This is a genomic window from Pseudomonas sp. MM213, assembly GCF_020423045.1.
Taxonomy (GTDB): domain Bacteria; phylum Pseudomonadota; class Gammaproteobacteria; order Pseudomonadales; family Pseudomonadaceae; genus Aquipseudomonas; species Aquipseudomonas migulae.
The window spans coordinates 5,252,611-5,270,584 of record NZ_CP081943.1; the positions used below are offsets into that span (position 1 = coordinate 5,252,611).

The following is a 17,974-nucleotide window of genomic DNA, read 5'->3' on the forward strand; positions in this document are numbered from 1 at the left end:
TCAAGGCTCGCCCATAGGCTTGCCGCCCGGACCATAGGGGAATGGCGTAATGGCAACGGTAGACCGCTGGCTGCTGCCAGATGGCATCGAAGAAGTACTGCCACCGGAAGCGGCGCGCATTGAAGTCGCGCGTCGTCAGGTGTTGGATCTGTTCCAGAGCTGGGGTTACGAGTTTGTCGTGACTCCCCATATCGAGTACCTGGAATCCTTGCTGACCGGCGCGGGCCAGGACCTCGATCTGCGTACCTTCAAGGTCATCGACCCGCAATCGGGCCGGCAGATGGGTTTCCGTGCCGACATCACGCCGCAAGTGGCGCGCATCGATGCGCATACCCTGCGTCGCGAAGGTCCGAGCCGTCTGTGCTATGCCGGCAGCGTGCTGCACGCTCAGCCACGCGCCTTGTCGTCCTCGCGCAGCCCGATTCAACTGGGCGCCGAGTTGTACGGCGATGCCAGCCCGAGCAGCGACGTGGAAGTCATCAGCCTGATGCTGGCCATGCTGCAACTGGCCGACGTGCCGGAAGTGCACATGGACCTCGGTCATGTCGGCATCTACCGTGGCCTGGCCCGCGCGGCCGGTTTGTCCGGTGAAGTTGAACAACAGTTGTTCGATGCGTTGCAACGCAAGGCCATCGACGAGGTCATTACCTTGACCGAAGGTTTGCCTGCCGATCTGTCGGGCATGCTGCGTGCGTTGGTCGATTTGTGTGGCGGCCGTGAAGTGTTGAGCGCTGCTCGCGAGCGTCTGGCGAATGCGCCGGCGCCGGTTTTGGCGGCACTGGACGATTTGCTGGCGATTGCCGAGCGTTTGTCCGTGCGTTTCCCGGAACTGCCGCTGTATTTCGACCTGGGCGAGTTGCGCGGCTACCACTACCACACCGGTGTGGTGTTCGCGGTGTTCGTGCCGGGCGTTGGTCAGTCCATCGCTCAGGGCGGTCGTTACGACGACATCGGCGCTGACTTCGGTCGCGCTCGTCCGGCAACCGGCTTCTCTACCGATTTGAAAACCCTGGTGACCCTGGGGCGTGCTGAAATCGAGCTACCGTCTGGCGGTATCTGGATGCCTGACAGTACGGATGCAGCACTCTGGCAGCAGGTTTGCCAGTTGCGCAGTGAGGGTCAGCGTGTCGTTCAGGCATTGCCTGGGCAACCTTTGGCCGCCGCCCGTGAAGCGGACTGCGACCGGCAATTGATTCAGCAGAACGGGCTTTGGCAAGTATCGCCACTGGCTTCTTGAGTTTTCCTGCCGGCCCTTGGCCGGCACCAAGTTTGCGCGAATGAGGACAAGTGTTATGGGTAAGAATGTCGTAGTCCTGGGCACCCAATGGGGTGATGAGGGCAAAGGCAAGATCGTTGATCTGCTGACCGAACATGCTGCCGCCGTAGTGCGCTATCAGGGTGGCCACAACGCTGGTCACACCCTGGTGATCGATGGCGAAAAAACCGTCTTGCACCTGATCCCGTCGGGCGTGCTGCGCGAAGGCGTGCAGTGCCTGATCGGTAACGGCGTGGTGGTTGCACCTGACGCTCTGCTGCGGGAAATCATCAAGCTGGAAGAGAAAGGCGTACCGGTGCGTGAGCGTCTGCGTATCAGCCCGTCCTGCCCGCTGATCCTGTCCTTCCACGTTGCGCTGGACCAGGCCCGTGAAAAGGCCCGTGGCGAGCTGAAGATCGGTACGACCGGTCGCGGCATCGGCCCAGCCTACGAAGACAAGGTTGCGCGTCGTGGCCTGCGTGTCGGCGACCTGCTCAACATGCCGCGCTTTGAAGACAAGCTGCGTGAACTGGTGGATTACCACAACTTCATGCTGGTGGGTTACTACAAAGAGCCGGCCATCGAGTTCGAAAAGACCCTGGCCGAATGCAAAGAATACGCTGAGCTGCTCAAGCCGCTGATGCTGGACGTGACGGCCGAGCTGCACGACCTGCGTCGCGCCGGCAAAGACATCATGTTTGAAGGCGCCCAAGGTTCGTTGCTGGACATCGACCACGGTACCTACCCGTACGTGACCAGCTCTAACACCACCGCTGGCGGCGTTGCTACCGGTTCGGGTGTTGGCCCGATGTTCCTCGACTACATCCTGGGCATCACCAAGGCTTACACCACGCGTGTAGGTTCGGGTCCGTTCCCGACTGAACTGTTCGACGAAGTCGGTGCACACCTGGCCAAACAAGGTCACGAGTTCGGTGCGACTACCGGCCGTGCCCGTCGTTGTGGCTGGTTTGACGCTGTTATCCTGCGTCGCGCTATCGATGTGAACAGCATCTCGGGCATCTGCCTGACCAAGCTGGACGTACTCGACGGTCTGGAAACCATCAACATCTGCGTCGGCTACAAAGATGCCGAAGGTAACGCTGTTGCCCCGACTGACGCTGATAGCTACGTGGGTCTGCAGCCTGTGTACGAAGAAGTGCCGGGCTGGACCGAGTCGACCGTGGGTGCCAAAGCCCTGGAAGAGCTGCCAGCTAACGCACGCGCCTACATCAAACGCGTCGAAGAGCTGATCGGTGCGCCGATCGACATTATTTCGACGGGCCCGGACCGCAACGAAACCATCGTTCTGCGTCACCCGTTCGCTTAATAAGTCGTTGATGTAAAAAACAAAGGGCCCTTAATCGGGCCCTTTGTCGTTTATGCCTGTTGGACGGCATGACCTTTGCTGTGATCTTCATTAAGAGCGCGTCTTCTGGCGTGCCATCAATTTAATGGCGTCAATGCAGAGGGATATCAAGTGTCGGCGGTTCTCTCATTGTTACAAAGCCGTCTATTGCGGCCTGTGTTCGTTACCCTTGGTATCGCCCTTTTGGTGCAGGTGCTGGTGGCTGTTGCTCTGACGCGGAGCACAGTGACTGCGCTGGAAGCTGATTTAGGTGTGCGCCTGGGTGCCGACAGTCAAAAACTTTCCGGCGAGCTGGAGCAGGCGGGACGCGAAGTCACGTCGAGCCTCGACAACCTCTCCACCAGCACGCGTCAGCGCCTCACGGCCGGTTTGTCCTCGCGGCTGAAGGACGAGCAGGTGCAGCTGCGTGCGACCCTGGAAAAGGACCTGAAGGACTCCGCCAATGATATGGCGCAGCTTCTTGCTTCCGTCGCGCCCCGCGCCATGTGGGACAGTGACGTTCCCACCCTGTCCGAATTCGCCCGCCGGGCCCAGCGCAATCCCAACGTGCTGTTCGTGATCTATGACGACGCAACGGGGCAACACCTGACGCGCTACCTCAACCGCGAAAACCCGATCAACAAGGCTCTTCTGGAGAAAGGTCAGGGCGAGCGTGCGCTGGATAAAGTGCTGGATGCGGCGAAGAACGATCCATCGGTCTACTACGTCGAAGCCTCGATCAACCCTAATGGCGTGGAAATCGGCAAAGTCTTGATGGGCGTCTCCACCGCCTCGGTGGAAACCGATCTGGTGGCGCTGGACAAGCGTTTCTCTGCACTGATCTCCAGCAGTGATCAACTGGTCGGCGACAGTCTCAAAGGCGCGGCGGCTGATAGCGCCACGGCGATGCGGGCGCGTCTGACGTCTGCTCAGTCCACCGCCTCGGAAATGAAAGCCAACACCACCAGCACCGTGCAGGAAGCCGCGGCGACCTTGCGCTGGCGCATCGGTATGGGCCTGGCACTGGTCGGTTGCGGTGTGCTGCTGTTGCTGGCGGTGGTTTTGGGGCGGCGCGTAGTCAATCGCTTGAAGCTGCTGATTGCCGCGATGGACGACCTGGCGGCGGGCGAGGGCGACCTGACCAAACGCGTGCAGATCAACAGCAAGGACGAAATCGGCGACATGGCCTCGGCGGTCAATCGCTTTGTGGATAAGTTGCAGCCGATCGTGCGCGAAGCGGGCGATGTGGCCCAGCGTACCGGCGTGGAAATCGGCGCCATGACCCTGCGTAACGCCGGTGCCGATGCGGCGGCGGGCATGCAGCGTGACGAAGTGGCCGAAAGTTTGCGCGCCTTGTCGCAAATGGCTGATGAGGCCCAATCTGAAAGCCACGCCATGCAGGCAGCCTTGAAGCAAGTGGTGGATATCCGTTCGGCCACCGATGAAAACACCCGGACCTCGGCGAAGGTCGGCAGCCTGATCGAAGCGTTGGCTGGGCAAGTCGATACCGGCGCGAAAGTCATCGAACGACTGGCGCAGCAAAGTGAGCAGATTGAAGTGGTGCTGACCGTGATTCACGGGATCGCCGAGCAAACCAACCTGCTGGCACTGAACGCTGCCATCGAGGCGGCGCGTGCCGGTGAGACCGGTCGCGGCTTTGCCGTAGTAGCGGACGAAGTACGGGCACTGGCGAGCAAGACCCAGAGTTCCACGGGCGACATTCAGGCGCACATCGTGGCGTTGCAGCAAGGTGCGCGTGAGGCGGTGGAAGTGATCGGCCAGGCCGGGCGTCAGGCCAGCGAGGGTTTGCTGGTGTTGCGTGACAGTGCGCAGTTGCAGCAATCGGTGCAGGTGTCGGTCGAGCAGGTGCATGCGGCAATTGGTCTGGCGACGCAAGCAGCGGCCCATCAGGCGCAAGGTGCGCAAGCGGTGCGGGGTCGGGTTGAAACCATTCATGCACAGGCTGAGAAGGCGGCTCAGGCGGTGGTGGAAACCACGGCCAGCGGCAAGGTGCTGGATGGCCTGGCGGCGCAGTTGAAGGCGAGCCTGGGGCAGTTCAGGGCTTAAAATTTGTATTGGCAGGTATGACGTCTTCGCGGGCAAGCCTCGCTCCTACAGGGGTTGCACAATCCTTGTAGGAGCGAGGCTTGCCCGCGAAGCTTTTCAGCGGCTCAAATACATCCGGGTTGTTAACAGGTAAACCGGCAACCCCGACACCAGAATCAACAACGCCGCATAAGGCGCCGCCGCCGCAAACTCCACATTCGCGGTATGCGCCCAAACCTCTGTCGCCAGCGTATTGAGCCCGGTCGGACTCAGTAGCAGCGTCGCTGTCAGTTCCTTCATCGCATCCAGAAACACCAGCGCAAACGCCGCGCCCAGCGCCGGGAAGATGATCGGCAGCGTCACCCGGCAAAACGCGCTGAACGACGAGGCGCCCAGCGTGCGAGCCGCCTCTTCCAGCTGCGGAGCAGCCTTGTTCAGTGCCGTGCGAATCGGTGCCTGCGCCAATGGTAGAAACAGCAGCGCATAAGCGATCAGCAGCAACGCCGACGTTTGGTACAGCGCCGGTACATAGTGCAGGGCGAAATACACCAGCGTCAGCGCAATCACCAGGCCTGGCAGCGCATGCAACAGGTACGGCAAGCGCTCGGCCCAGATCGCCAGTTGGCCTTTGTAGCGCACGACCAACAAGCCCACCGGCACCGCCAGCACCAGGCACAGCGCGGCGCCACCCAGCGAAAGCGCAAGGGACGACAGCAGCGCCTCGCTGATCGCCGCCACCGGAAACGCTGCCGACGAACCTACCGCCAGCCAGTACACCAGCATCCCCAGTGGAATGCCGCTGCCGATGATCGCCAGTGCCAGACAGTAAATCTGCCCAACAGCCCCCCAGGGTCCCAGCTGCACCTGTTCCGCCTGCCGCGCCGCGCCCTGGCCGGTGCGCACGTGCCGACCCTTGCCACGGGCTCGCAGCTCAAGCCACAACAGCATCAGGCACAGCGCGAGCAGCACGGCGGAAAGCATCGCCGCATTGGCATTGCTGAATTCCAGTTCGAATTGCTGATAGATCGCCGTAGTGAACGTCTGCAAGCCAATAATCGACAACGCGCCGAACTCAACGAGCATGTGCAGTGCAATCAGCAGTGAACCGGCGAGCAGCGACGGCCACAGCAGTGGCAGGGTGATCCTGAAAAACACACCCCAGCGATTCTGCCCGAGCGTGCGCGCGGACTCTTCAAGCGAGGGATCGAGATTGCGCAGGGTCGCCGCCACCGGCAGAAAAATCAGCGGGTACTTGGACAGGGTCATTACCAGAATCGCCCCGCCCAAACCCTCGAAGTGCGCGCTCAGCGAGACCCAGGTAAAGCTGCTGACAAACGCCGGCACCGCAAACGGCAAGCACAGGATCACGCCCCACAATCGACGGCCTGGCAGATTGCTGCGTTCCAGCAGCCAGGCCAGCGACAAACCGATCACGCCACAGGCGACCGTTACGCCGACCATCAGCTCCAGGGTGTTGCGCAGCAAGCCAAACACGTAGGGCCGCCACAGCAAATGCAGTGCTTGGGCCCAACCGGCCTGCCAGGTCTTGAGCCCGACATACACCAGCGGCAACACGCTGAGCAGTACCAACAGCAAAACCGGCAGCAGCAGCCAGATCGACGGCCGCTTGCGCCGTGGCACGTAGCTTTCGCGCATGGCTGGGGCAGAGAGCGGTGCGCTCATCAGTTCAAGCCAACGTCGCGTTCCAGGTCCAGGGCTTCTTCGGCGTTGCCGAGGTCGGCTGGCGTGACTTTCGGTGCTTCAAGCTCGCTGAACGGCTTGAGGCCGCGGTCCGATTCCATGCCCTTGTGCAGCGGGTATTCGGCGGTGGTCTGGGTGATCACGCGCTGACCTTCTTCGCTGGCCATGTAGGCGAGGAATTGCTGGGCTTCTTTTGGATGTTTGCTGGACTTCAGCACGGCTGCACTGGAAACGGTGATTAGCCCGCCGACGTCGCCGCCGGTGAAGTAATGCAGTTTCGAGTCGAGCTGGCCTTTTTCGCGTTGCAGGGCGAACCAGTAGTAGTTGTTCACCAGCACGGTCGCGACTTCGCCGTTCTCCACGGCTTTCAAAGCGACCATGTTGTTGCTGTAGGTCTTGCCGAATGCGCGCAAGCCAGTCAGCCATTCTTCGGCTGCATCCATGCCGTGCACTTTGATGATTGCCACGGCCTGTTCCTGGAACGCGCCGCTGGTGGGCACGAAGCCAACCTTGCCTTGCCATTTCGGGTCGGAGAATTCCATCACCGATTTAGGCAGGTCTTTTTCATCGATCAGTTTGGGGTTGAACGCAACCACGCGGACTCGTGCGGTGATGCCGATCCAGGTGCCATTGCCGGCGACGTAGTCTTTCGGCAGAACGGCGAGGGTGGCGGCATCAGTTTGCGCCAGCAGGCCTTGCTCGCCGAGTTTGTTCAGCGGTGGCGATTCTTCGGTGTAGATCACATCGGCCGGGGAGCGATCGCCTTCTTCGACGATCTGGCTGGCAAGCTGGTTGCTGCTGCCTTTGCGCACGTTGACGTGGATGCCGGTCTTGGCTTCGAAAGCTTTGGCGACGGCGTCGCCGACTTCCTTGTGTTGACCGTTGTAGAGTGTCAGGGAAACTGTATCAGCAGCCTGGGTGAGGGGAGTAGCGAGTGCCAGGCCGAGCAGGGTGATGGTCAGGCCGCGGCGCAGGGTATTTCGAAACGTCATTCGCAGGGTTCCTCACTGTCGCATTGCAAAAACTTGAAACAATGATAAACGATATTGTTTCTCAAGTGCGCCTTGCGGAGGGTGGTCAAACTCCTGTAGGAGCGAGCCTGCTCGCGATGGACGTGAATGATGACGCTTGCTGTCAGGCCAAACGCGGCGCCTGTGAGTTCATCGCGAGCAGGCTCGCCCCTACAGGGGGGTGTGGTTTTTCGAATGCCAGAAACGCAAAAACCCGCTTTCGCGGGTTTTTGTGAAATTCCAGAGCAAGCTCTGAAATTTGAATTGGTGCCCAGAAGAAGACTCGAACTTCCACGACCGTAAGGTCACCAGCACCTGAAGCTGGCGTGTCTACCAATTTCACCATCTGGGCATAATCTTCAGCGTTGCCGCTGTTGATGTGGCGCACTATACGGAGAGCAGTTTGATCTGTAAACCCCTGATTTGGTTTTAATAAATCAGAACCGTAGAATGCAAAAAACCCGCTTTCGCGGGTTTTTGTGCGAGCCTTGAAATTGATCTAATCTCAAGCTCTGAATTGGTGCCCAGAAGAAGACTCGAACTTCCACGACCTTGCGGTCACCAGCACCTGAAGCTGGCGTGTCTACCAATTTCACCATCTGGGCAGTATCGGCAACGTCTCCGTCGTCGATGGCGCGCACTATACGGAGCGTCTTTTTAACTGTAAACCCCCAGCGTCAAAAAAACCTGGAAAATTTTACCAGCGGCATTTAAATCAGCTTTGCGCTGTCGATAAAGGGCTTTAGATGGGCTCTCGTAGCCTGAAATTTCCCGTTTCATTACGCCTATGCCAAACTAACCCGCATATAGACAAGGTGAAAACTCTCTAATGGCCGATTGGCAGTCCCTCGATCCCGAGGCCGCTCGTGAAGCGGAAAAATATGAAAACCCTATTCCTAGCCGCGAACTGATCCTTCAGCACCTTGCTGATCGGGGTTCGCCTGCTAACCGCGAGCAACTGGTCGAAGAGTTTGGTCTGATCACAGAAGACCAGATCGAAGCCCTGCGCCGCCGCCTGCGCGCCATGGAGCGCGACGCTCAACTCATCTATACCCGTCGTGGCACGTATGCGCCGGTGGACAAGCTCGACCTGATCCTGGGCCGCATCAGCGGTCACCGTGACGGCTTCGGCTTCCTGGTCCCGGACGACGGCAGTGACGACCTGTTCATGAGCCCGGCGCAAATGCGTCTGGTGTTCGATGGCGACCGTGCGCTGGCCCGTGTTTCCGGTCTGGACCGTCGCGGTCGTCGCGAAGGCATGATTGTCGAAGTGGTCTCGCGCGCTCACGAAACCATCGTCGGTCGTTACTTCGAAGAGGGCGGTATCGGCTTCGTGGTGGCGGACAATCCGAAGATCCAGCAAGAAGTGCTGGTGACGCCGGGCCGCAATGCCAACGCCAAAGTCGGTCAGTTCGTCGAAGTGAAGATCACTCACTGGCCGACGCCACGCTTCCAGCCGCAAGGCGACGTGGTCGAAGTCGTGGGCAACTACATGGCGCCGGGCATGGAAATCGATGTCGCCCTGCGCACCTACGATATTCCGCACGTCTGGCCTGAAGCGGTCTTGAAAGAAGCCGCCAAGCTCAAGCCGGAAGTTGAAGAAAAAGACAAAGAGAAGCGCATCGACCTGCGCCATCTGCCGTTCGTGACCATCGACGGTGAAGATGCGCGCGACTTCGATGACGCGGTCTACTGCGAAGCCAAACCGGGCAAGCTGCGCCTGTTCTCCGGTGGCTGGAAGTTGTACGTGGCGATTGCCGACGTTTCCAGCTACGTGAAAATCGGTTCCGCGCTGGACAACGAATCCCAGGTTCGCGGCAACTCCGTTTACTTCCCGGAGCGCGTAGTGCCGATGCTGCCTGAGCAGCTGTCCAACGGCCTGTGCTCGCTGAATCCACATGTCGATCGTCTGGCCATGGTCTGCGAGATGACCATCTCCAAATCCGGCGAGATGACCGACTACTGCTTCTACGAAGCAGTGATTCACTCTCATGCCCGTCTGACCTATAACAAGGTCAGCACCATGCTGGAGACGCCGAAAGTTACCGAGGCTCGCCAGCTTCGCGGCGAATACACCGACGTTCTGCCACACCTCAAGCAGCTGTATTCGCTGTACAAGGTGCTGCTGGCGGCCCGTCATGTGCGTGGCGCGATCGATTTCGAAACGCAGGAAACCCGGATCATCTTCGGTTCCGAGCGCAAGATTGCCGAAATCCGTCCGACCGTGCGCAACGATGCACACAAGCTGATCGAGGAATGCATGCTGGCGGCCAACGTGGCCACTGCCGAATTCCTGAAGAAGCACGAAATTCCTGCGCTGTATCGCGTCCACGATGGTCCGCCACCGGAGCGTCTGGAAAAACTGCGCGCCTTCCTTGGCGAGCTCGGCCTGTCCCTGCACAAAGGCAAGGACGGCCCGTCGCCGAAGGATTACCAGGCCTTGCTGGCAAGCATCAAGGACCGTCCGGATTTCCACCTGATCCAGACCGTCATGCTGCGTTCGCTGAGTCAGGCGGTGTACAGCGCTGATAACCAGGGTCACTTCGGCCTGAATTACGAAGCCTATACCCACTTCACTTCGCCGATCCGCCGCTACCCGGACTTGCTCACGCACCGGGCGATCCGCAGCGTCATTCATTCGAAAATGGACACCCCGCACGTTCGCCGTGCCGGTGCGATGACCATTCCGAAGGCGCGCATCTATCCGTACGACGAAGCCGCGCTGGAGCAACTCGGCGAGCAGTGCTCGATGAGCGAGCGCCGTGCCGACGAAGCGACCCGCGACGTAGTGAACTGGCTCAAGTGCGAGTTCATGAAAGACCGCGTGGGCGAGTCGTTCCCGGGTGTGATCACCGCCGTCACCGGTTTTGGCCTGTTCGTCGAGCTGACCGATATCTACGTCGAAGGCCTGGTGCACGTCACCGCGCTGCCGGGCGATTACTACCACTTCGATCCTGTGCATCACCGCCTCGCCGGTGAGCGCACCGGTCGTAGCTTCCGCCTTGGCGACACCGTTGAAGTGCGCGTGATGCGCGTCGACCTCGACGAGCGCAAGATCGACTTCGAGATGGCTGAAAAAACCATCAGCGCGCCGATCGGCCGCAAGAAGCGCGGGCATGAAACGGCTGCTCCTGCGGCCAAAACCGCCGCAGAACCGGCGCCGGCGAAAACCGGCCGTCGTCCTGCTAAGGAAAAGGCTGTCGAGGCCTATCGCCCGAGCGATGCCGCGGCGAAAAACGCCGAGCTGCGCAAAAGCCGTGAACTGAAGCAGGCGTTGCTGTCTGAAGCGAAAAGCGGTGGTAAAGCGGCGTCTGGGGGAAAGACCGGGCGGTCGGCGCCTGACAAGGCCACCGGCAGCAAGCCAAGCAAACACCGTAAAGGCCCGCCAAAAGCGGGCTCGGCCCCAGCCAAAAGCGGCGGGGCGCGTAAACCTAAGGCCAAGTCATGAGTCAGTTGGAAAAAATCTACGGCGTGCATGCGGTAGAAGCATTGCTGCGTCACCACCCGAAACGCGTCAAGCAGATCTGGCTGGCGGAAGGCCGCAGTGATCCGCGGGTTCAGACGCTGATCGCGCTCGCGGCCGAAAACCGCGTGGCCGTCGGCAATGCCGAACGTCGCGAGCTGGATGCCTGGGTTGAAGGCGTGCACCAGGGCGTGGTGGCGGACGTGAGTCCGAGCCAGGTCTGGGGCGAGGCAATGCTCGACGAGCTGCTCGATCGCACTGATGGCGCACCGCTGTTGCTGGTGCTCGACGGCGTGACCGATCCGCACAACCTTGGCGCTTGCCTGCGTTCGGCCGATGCGGCCGGTGCGCTAGCGGTGATCGTGCCGAAAGACAAGTCGGCCACGCTGACTCCAACGGTACGAAAGGTTGCGTGTGGCGCGGCGGAAGTGATTCCGTTGGTCGCCGTGACCAACCTGGCGCGTACGCTTGAAAAGCTCAAGCAGCGCGGCTTGTGGGTTGTCGGTACGGCGGGCGAAGCCGAGCAGAGCCTGTATCAGCAAGACATGACCGGGCCGACCATCCTGATCATGGGCGCGGAAGGCAGCGGCATGCGTCGCCTGACCCGCGATCTTTGCGACTACCTGGTGCACCTGCCGATGGCCGGCAGCGTCAGCAGTCTCAATGTGTCCGTGGCCACCGGTGTCTGCCTGTTTGAAGCGCAGCGCCAGCGCAGCGTAAAAGCCGCCGGATCCGCCAAAAAGTCCTGATTCGCATGTAATCCCTGTGGGAGCGAGCCTGCTCGCGATGGCGTTGTAACATTCAGCATAAGTATTGAATGTTGCGCCCTCATCGCGAGCAGGCTCGCTCCCACAGTGTTTTGTGACGTGCCCAAAAAAGGGTGACTGAGCCAGCTGTTCAAATAATCACCAATTGCCTTGCACCTCTTCTGTCCCTTCTCTACAATTGCGCCCCTTGCTGTGACGGCAGGCACGCATGTGTCTATCGCAAGCAAGTCCATAAGTGTCATTCACTCCTTGTCTGACCGCTTTTGAGCGGCAGGCTACAACCCGTAAGGAGCATTCATGCGTCATTACGAAATCATCTTTTTGGTCCACCCGGATCAAAGCGAGCAAGTCGGCGGCATGGTTGAGCGTTACACCAAGCTGATCGAAGAAGACGGCGGCAAAATCCACCGTCTGGAAGATTGGGGCCGTCGTCAACTGGCCTACGCAATCAACAATGTTCACAAGGCTCACTACGTGATGCTGAACGTTGAGTGCACTGGCAAGGCCCTGGCCGAGCTGGAAGACAACTTCCGCTACAACGATGCAGTGATCCGTAACCTGGTCATCCGTCGCGAAGAAGCCGTTACCGGCCAATCCGAGATGCTCAAGGCTGAAGAAAACCGCAGTGAGCGCCGTGAGCGTCGCGACCGTCCTGAGCACTCCGACGCCGAAGGCGTTGATGGTGATGACAGCGACAACAGCGATAACGCTGACGAGTAATCCACGGACCTTTTGAGGAGCCTATTACATGGCACGTTTCTTCCGTCGTCGTAAATTCTGCCGCTTCACCGCTGAAGACGTGAAAGAGATCGATTACAAAGATCTCAACACTCTGAAAGCCTACGTATCCGAGACCGGCAAAATCGTTCCAAGCCGCATCACCGGTACCAAAGCTCGTTATCAGCGTCAGCTGGCCACCGCTATCAAGCGCGCCCGCTTCCTGGCCCTGCTGGCCTACACCGACAGCCACGGCCGCTGAGACCGGGCAGTCGACACGTAGCAAAGGATTGAATGCATGCGTGCCATAGCTGAGTTCATCATGCGCGGCCGTATGCAGGCCACTCTCGTAGTGGCTGGATGCGCAACATTGCCGTTGTTGTATTGGTTGGGTGCTGCCGCCGGATGCCTTGTGCTCCTGCGGCGCGGATTGAAGGACGCCCTTGGCGTACTTGCTCTGGGGCTGCTGCCGGCGTTGATCTGGTGGCTTTACTCCGATGACCCACGGGCACTTCTGGTGCTGCTGGGGTCTTCGAGCCTTGCGTTGGTTTTGCGCGCAAGCGAGTCCTGGAACCGCGTGCTGCTGGTCAGCATAGCGATGGGAGTGGTGTTTGCAGTGGTGCTGGGGACAGTTTTTGCTCCCCAAATCGAGATGCTGGCGCAGGCCTTGATAAAGGTCATGCCGTCGCTACTCGGTGATGTCTACCAGAAGTTGTCGGTAGACGAGCAAGCGCATTTTGCGTCCCTGATTGCACCGGTCCTGACTGGCCTGATTGCGGCCTTGTTGCAAATCGTCAGTGTGCTGAGCCTGATTGTCGGGCGCTACTGGCAGGCGTTGTTGTACAACCCGGGTGGTTTTGGTCGCGAATTTCGCGCCATCCGATTCCCGCTGGGGCTGGCGATGTTACTGCTGGCGTTCATGCTTCTGGGGCCGAACATCGGTCCGCAGATGGCCATGTTGACGCCGTTGTGCAGTGTACCGCTGGTGTTCGCCGGGCTGGCCCTGATTCACGGGCTGGTGGCGCAAAAGCGACTGGCCAGATTCTGGCTGGTGGGGTTGTACGTCACGCTGTTGCTGTTCATGCAGCTGATCTATCCGTTGCTGGTGGTCTTGGCCATCGTCGACAGCCTGATTGATTTTCGCGGTCGTTCGACGCCGAAAGACGTCGATAGCGCGAACGGTGAAGGTTAAAAGTTAAGAGGATTTTCACATGCAACTGATCCTTCTGGAAAAAGTCACCAACCTGGGCAACCTGGGTGACAAAGTAAACGTTAAGGCTGGTTACGGTCGTAACTACCTGCTGCCTTACGGCAAAGCTACCGCCGCGACCCCAGCCAACCTGGCTGCGTTCGAAGAGCGTCGTGCTGAGCTGGAAAAAGCCGCAGCAGACCGTAAAACTTCGGCTGAAAGCCGTGCCGCCCAACTGGCTGAGCTGGAAGTGACTATCACTGCCACCGCTGGTGACGAAGGCAAGCTGTTCGGTTCGATCGGTACTCACGACATCGCTGATGCACTGACCGCCTCTGGCGTTGAAGTTGCAAAAAGCGAAGTTCGTCTACCGAACGGCACCATCCGCAACGTAGGCGAATTCGACGTAGCCGTGCACCTGCACGCCGAAGTTGAAGCCACCGTACGCGTTGTCGTGGTAGCAGCTTAAGCAGCACTTGTCGGCTGGCACCCTCGGGTGCTTGCCGGTAACATCGGGCACGATCCTGTTTACAGGTCGTGCCCTTTGTCTTTCTGCAGTTCCTGATTTTCACAACTATTCAAGTGGCCATGAACGATATCTCCGCTCCCGAGCAATACGATCTGCAAACCGCTTCCCTGAAGGTGCCGCCGCATTCCATCGAGGCCGAACAGGCCGTGCTCGGTGGTTTGATGCTGGACAACAACGCCTGGGAGCGCGTGCTCGATCAAGTCTCCGACGGCGATTTCTATCGACATGACCACCGCCTGATTTTCCGCGCGATCGCCAAACTCGCCGACCAGAACTCCCCGATCGACGTCGTGACCCTTGCCGAGCAATTGGACAAGGAAGGTCAGACCTCGCAGGTCGGTGGCCTCGGTTACCTCGGTGAACTGGCGAAAAACACGCCGTCCGTCGCCAACATCAAGGCGTATGCGCAGATCGTCCGCGCGCGAGCGACGTTGCGGCAGTTGATCGGCATCGCCACCGAGATTGCCGACAGCGCCTTCAACCCGGAAGGTCGCACTGCTGAAGAGATTCTCGACGAAGCCGAGCGGCAGATCTTCCAGATCGCCGAGGCCCGGCCTAAAACCGGCGGCCCGGTGAGCGTGAATGACCTGTTGACCAAGGCCATCGACCGCATCGACACCTTGTTCAACACCGATAACGCCATCACTGGCTTGTCCACCGGTTACACCGACCTCGACGAGAAGACCAGCGGCCTGCAGCCGGCCGACTTGATCATCGTCGCTGGCCGTCCGTCGATGGGTAAAACCACCTTTGCGATGAACCTGGTGGAAAACGCCGTGTTGCGCAGCGACAAGTGCGTACTGGTTTACTCGCTCGAGATGCCAGGCGAATCGCTGATCATGCGTATGTTGTCGTCCCTCGGTCGTATCGATCAGACCAAGGTCCGTGCCGGTCGCCTGGACGACGACGATTGGCCGCGCCTGACATCGGCGGTCAACCTGCTCAACGACCGCAAGCTGTTCATCGACGATACGGCGGGTATCAGCCCGTCGGAAATGCGCGCGCGGACCCGGCGTCTGGTGCGTGAGCATGGCGATGTCGCCCTGATCATGATCGACTACCTGCAATTGATGCAGATTCCGGGTTCCGGTGGTGACAACCGGACCAACGAGATTTCCGAGATCTCGCGTTCCTTGAAGGCCCTGGCCAAGGAATTCAATTGCCCGGTGGTGGCGCTGTCCCAGCTCAACCGCTCCCTGGAGCAGCGACCGAACAAACGGCCGATCAACTCCGACCTCCGGGAATCCGGAGCGATCGAGCAGGATGCCGACGTCATCATGTTCGTTTACCGGGATGAGGTTTATCACCCGGAAACCGAACACAAAGGCATCGCCGAAATCATTATCGGCAAGCAGCGGAACGGCCCGATCGGCACGTCGCGACTGGCGTTCATCGGTAAGTACACCCGCTTCGAAAACCTGGCGCCGGGTAGCTACAACTTCGACGACGAGTAAATTATGTAGCGCCTGTCAGGGCCTCATTCGCGGGCAAGCCTCGCTCCTACAGGGGATCACATTCCTCTGTAGGAGCGAGGCTTGCCTGCGAATGAGGTCGCCACCAATTTCCGACCATAACCGTCGGAATTGGTCATTTTTTGTGCTATATTCCGCGCCCGCGATTTTTCATCTCAACACCGGTCATCGTCATGCAAACAGCCAAGCCGTTATTTGACTATCCCAAGTACTGGGCCGAATGCTTCGGTCCAGCGCCATTCCTGCCAATGAGCAGGGAGGAGATGGATCAGCTCGGCTGGGATTCATGCGACATCATCATCGTCACCGGTGATGCCTACGTTGACCATCCGTCGTTCGGCATGGCGATCATCGGCCGGCTGCTGGAGTCCCAGGGCTTCCGCGTCGGGATCATTGCCCAGCCGAACTGGCAGTCCAAAGACGACTTCATGAAGCTCGGCGAGCCGAACCTGTTTTTCGGTGTCGCGGCCGGCAACATGGACTCGATGATCAACCGCTATACCGCCGACAAGAAGATCCGCTCCGACGACGCCTACACCCCCGGTGGCCTGGCGGGCAAACGTCCGGATCGCGCGAGCCTGGTTTACAGCCAGCGCTGCAAGGAAGCCTACAAGAACGTGCCGATCGTGCTCGGCGGTATTGAAGCTTCCCTGCGCCGCATCGCCCACTACGACTACTGGCAGGACCGGGTGCGCAACTCGATTCTGATCGACGCCTGCGCCGATATCCTGCTCTACGGCAACGCCGAGCGTGCGATTGTCGAAGTCGCCCAGCGCCTGTCCTACGGTCACAAGATCGAAGACATCACCGATGTGCGCGGCACTGCGTTCATCCGTCGCGATACGCCGAAGGACTGGTACGAAGTCGACTCCACGCGTATCGACCGTCCGGGCAAGATCGACAAGATCATCAACCCGTACGTGAACACCCAGGACACTCAAGCCTGCGCCATCGAGCAGGAAAAGGGGCCGGTTGAAGACCCGAGCGAAGCCAAGGTCGTGCAGATTCTGGCCAGCCCGAAAATGACCCGCGACAAGACGGTGATCCGTCTGCCGTCGGTCGAAAAGGTCCGTGGCGATGCGGTGCTTTACGCTCACGCCAACCGCGTGCTTCACCTGGAAACCAACCCGGGCAACGCCCGCGCGCTGGTGCAGAAGCACGGCGAAGTCGACGTCTGGTTCAACCCGCCGCCGATTCCGATGACCACCGAAGAAATGGACTACGTGTTCGGCATGCCTTACGCACGTATTCCGCACCCGGCGTACGGCAAGGAAAAAATCCCTGCCTACGACATGATCCGCTTCTCGGTGAACATCATGCGTGGCTGCTTCGGCGGCTGCACCTTCTGCTCGATCACCGAGCACGAAGGCCGGATCATCCAGAACCGTTCCGAAGAGTCGATCATTCGCGAAATCGAAGAGATCCGCGACAAGGTGCCAGGTTTCACCGGCGTCATTTCCGACCTCGGCGGCCCGACCGCGAACATGTACCGCATCGCCTGCAAGAGCCCGGAAATCGAATCCGCGTGCCGCAAGCCATCGTGCGTGTTCCCAGGCATCTGCCCGAACCTGAACACCGACCACTCGTCGTTGATCCAGCTGTATCGCAGCGCCCGTGCGTTGCCGGGTGTGAAGAAGATTTTGATCGCTTCCGGTCTGCGCTATGACCTCGCCGTCGAGTCGCCGGAGTACGTCAAGGAGCTGGTGACCCACCACGTCGGTGGTTACCTGAAGATCGCCCCGGAACACACCGAGGAAGGTCCGCTCAATCAGATGATGAAACCGGGCATCGGCAGCTATGACAAGTTCAAGCGCATGTTCGAGAAGTACTCCAAGGAAGCCGGGAAAGAGCAGTACCTGATTCCGTACTTCATTGCCGCTCACCCGGGCACGACCGACGAAGACATGATGAACCTGGCCCTGTGGCTCAAGGGCAACGGCTTCCGTGCCGACCAGGTGCAGGCGTTCTACCCGTCGCCGATGGCCACCGCCACCGCGATGTACCACTCGGGCAAGAACCCGCTGCGCAAGGTCACTTACAAGAGCGACGCCGTGACCATCGTCAAGAGCGAAGAGCAGCGTCGTCTGCACAAGGCGTTCTTGCGTTACCACGACCCGAAAGGCTGGCCGATGCTACGTGAAGCGCTGACCCGCATGGGCCGCGCCGACCTGATCGGGCCGGGCAAGAACCAATTGATCCCGCTGCATCAGCCAGCGAGCGACAGCTACCAGAGCGCCCGTCGCAAGAACTCGACGCCGGCCGGCAGTCACAAGGTCGCGGGTGAGAAGACCACCAAGATCCTGACCCAGCACACCGGTCTGCCACCACGTGCCAGCGATGGCGGTAACCCGTGGGACAAGCGTGAACAGGCCAAGGCAGCGGCATTCGCCCGCAACCAGCAGGCGGCCAAGGAGCGCAAGGATGCCGCCAAAGGCAAAGGGCCGAAGCCTGCGCGCAAGCCGGTTGTGCCGCGCTAAACC

General features: G+C 59.9%; 13 protein-coding genes and 2 tRNA genes. 11 read left to right on the plus strand and 4 right to left on the minus strand.

The features are described from left to right. Window positions 1-49 precede the first annotated feature (49 nt). The 3 genes from K5R88_RS23915 (at window position 50) to K5R88_RS23925 (ending at window position 4,667) form a co-directional block, all read left to right on the plus strand. Window positions 50-1,237 carry an ATP phosphoribosyltransferase regulatory subunit gene (locus K5R88_RS23915; RefSeq protein WP_008035324.1) on the plus strand — a complete coding sequence of 396 codons (1,188 nt, stop codon included), beginning with the start codon at window positions 50-52 and terminating at the stop codon, window positions 1,235-1,237. A 55-nt stretch (window positions 1,238-1,292) separates the two neighbouring features. Next, window positions 1,293-2,582: an adenylosuccinate synthase gene (locus K5R88_RS23920; RefSeq protein ID WP_008035326.1), complete on the plus strand. Its 1,290-nt coding sequence runs from the start codon at window positions 1,293-1,295 to the stop codon at window positions 2,580-2,582. A gap of 150 nt (window positions 2,583-2,732) precedes the next feature. Beyond that, window positions 2,733-4,667, plus strand: a complete 1,935-nt coding sequence (locus K5R88_RS23925) for a methyl-accepting chemotaxis protein (RefSeq protein WP_192226926.1) — start codon at window positions 2,733-2,735, stop codon at window positions 4,665-4,667. A gap of 96 nt (window positions 4,668-4,763) precedes the next feature. On the opposite strand, the gene K5R88_RS23930 is transcribed toward K5R88_RS23925, so the two are convergent. From K5R88_RS23930 to K5R88_RS23945, 4 genes are all read right to left on the minus strand, one after another. Further along, on the minus strand, window positions 4,764-6,329 hold the full coding sequence (locus K5R88_RS23930) for an ABC transporter permease (RefSeq protein WP_226298483.1): 1,566 nt from the start codon (window positions 6,327-6,329) through the stop codon (window positions 4,764-4,766). Beyond that, window positions 6,329-7,339 carry an iron ABC transporter substrate-binding protein gene (locus K5R88_RS23935; protein ID WP_226298484.1) on the minus strand — a complete coding sequence of 337 codons (1,011 nt, stop codon included), beginning with the start codon at window positions 7,337-7,339 and terminating at the stop codon, window positions 6,329-6,331. Before K5R88_RS23935 ends, K5R88_RS23930 begins: the two co-directional genes overlap by 1 nt. Window positions 7,340-7,622: 283 nt before the next feature. Beyond that, window positions 7,623-7,709, minus strand: a tRNA-Leu gene (locus tag K5R88_RS23940). Window positions 7,710-7,875: 166 nt separating this feature from the next. Further along, window positions 7,876-7,962: transfer RNA gene (locus tag K5R88_RS23945), tRNA-Leu, on the minus strand. Window positions 7,963-8,186: 224 nt separating this feature from the next. On the opposite strand from K5R88_RS23945, the gene rnr reads away from it, so the two are divergent. The 8 genes from rnr (at window position 8,187) to K5R88_RS23985 (ending at window position 17,971) form a co-directional block, all read left to right on the plus strand. Then, a complete protein-coding gene (gene rnr / locus K5R88_RS23950; protein WP_223451150.1) occupies window positions 8,187-10,805 on the plus strand; it encodes a ribonuclease R in 2,619 nt (872 codons plus the stop codon). After that, complete coding sequence (gene rlmB, locus K5R88_RS23955; RefSeq protein ID WP_008035339.1) at window positions 10,802-11,569, plus strand: 23S rRNA (guanosine(2251)-2'-O)-methyltransferase RlmB; 768 nt, start codon at window positions 10,802-10,804, stop codon at window positions 11,567-11,569. Before rnr ends, rlmB begins: the two co-directional genes overlap by 4 nt. Before the next feature lie 315 nt (window positions 11,570-11,884). After that, entirely contained in the window at window positions 11,885-12,307 is a 423-nt protein-coding gene (rpsF, locus tag K5R88_RS23960) for a 30S ribosomal protein S6 (RefSeq protein ID WP_008035342.1), read from the plus strand. A gap of 28 nt (window positions 12,308-12,335) precedes the next feature. Further along, window positions 12,336-12,566 carry a 30S ribosomal protein S18 gene (gene rpsR / locus K5R88_RS23965; protein ID WP_002551829.1) on the plus strand — a complete coding sequence of 77 codons (231 nt, stop codon included), beginning with the start codon at window positions 12,336-12,338 and terminating at the stop codon, window positions 12,564-12,566. 36 nt (window positions 12,567-12,602) lie between these two features. Continuing rightward, a complete protein-coding gene (locus tag K5R88_RS23970) occupies window positions 12,603-13,496 on the plus strand; it encodes a hypothetical protein (RefSeq protein WP_008035345.1) in 894 nt (297 codons plus the stop codon). 19 nt (window positions 13,497-13,515) lie between these two features. After that, window positions 13,516-13,962: a 50S ribosomal protein L9 gene (gene rplI, locus K5R88_RS23975; RefSeq protein ID WP_008035347.1), complete on the plus strand. Its 447-nt coding sequence runs from the start codon at window positions 13,516-13,518 to the stop codon at window positions 13,960-13,962. Between the two features lie 119 nt (window positions 13,963-14,081). Next, entirely contained in the window at window positions 14,082-15,476 is a 1,395-nt protein-coding gene (dnaB, locus tag K5R88_RS23980) for a replicative DNA helicase (protein WP_008035349.1), read from the plus strand. Window positions 15,477-15,667: 191 nt separating this feature from the next. Next, on the plus strand, window positions 15,668-17,971 hold the full coding sequence (locus K5R88_RS23985; RefSeq protein WP_192226931.1) for a YgiQ family radical SAM protein: 2,304 nt from the start codon (window positions 15,668-15,670) through the stop codon (window positions 17,969-17,971). Window positions 17,972-17,974 lie beyond the last annotated feature (3 nt).

What these genes read in the sequence shown, in the direction of transcription:
- K5R88_RS23970 (WP_008035345.1), top strand. Translation starts at nt 12,603, where the DNA reads ATGCGTGCCATAGCTGAGTTCATCATGCGCGGCCGTATGCAGGCCACT.
- rlmB (WP_008035339.1), top strand. Translation starts at nt 10,802, where the DNA reads ATGAGTCAGTTGGAAAAAATCTACGGCGTGCATGCGGTAGAAGCATTG.
- dnaB (WP_008035349.1), top strand. Translation starts at nt 14,082, where the DNA reads ATGAACGATATCTCCGCTCCCGAGCAATACGATCTGCAAACCGCTTCC.
- rplI (WP_008035347.1), top strand. Translation starts at nt 13,516, where the DNA reads ATGCAACTGATCCTTCTGGAAAAAGTCACCAACCTGGGCAACCTGGGT.
- rpsF (WP_008035342.1), top strand. Translation starts at nt 11,885, where the DNA reads ATGCGTCATTACGAAATCATCTTTTTGGTCCACCCGGATCAAAGCGAG.
- K5R88_RS23930 (WP_226298483.1), bottom strand. Translation starts at nt 6,329, where the DNA reads ATGAGCGCACCGCTCTCTGCCCCAGCCATGCGCGAAAGCTACGTGCCA.
- K5R88_RS23935 (WP_226298484.1), bottom strand. Translation starts at nt 7,339, where the DNA reads ATGACGTTTCGAAATACCCTGCGCCGCGGCCTGACCATCACCCTGCTC.
- K5R88_RS23915 (WP_008035324.1), top strand. Translation starts at nt 50, where the DNA reads ATGGCAACGGTAGACCGCTGGCTGCTGCCAGATGGCATCGAAGAAGTA.
- rpsR (WP_002551829.1), top strand. Translation starts at nt 12,336, where the DNA reads ATGGCACGTTTCTTCCGTCGTCGTAAATTCTGCCGCTTCACCGCTGAA.
- rnr (WP_223451150.1), top strand. Translation starts at nt 8,187, where the DNA reads ATGGCCGATTGGCAGTCCCTCGATCCCGAGGCCGCTCGTGAAGCGGAA.
- K5R88_RS23920 (WP_008035326.1), top strand. Translation starts at nt 1,293, where the DNA reads ATGGGTAAGAATGTCGTAGTCCTGGGCACCCAATGGGGTGATGAGGGC.
- K5R88_RS23985 (WP_192226931.1), top strand. Translation starts at nt 15,668, where the DNA reads ATGCAAACAGCCAAGCCGTTATTTGACTATCCCAAGTACTGGGCCGAA.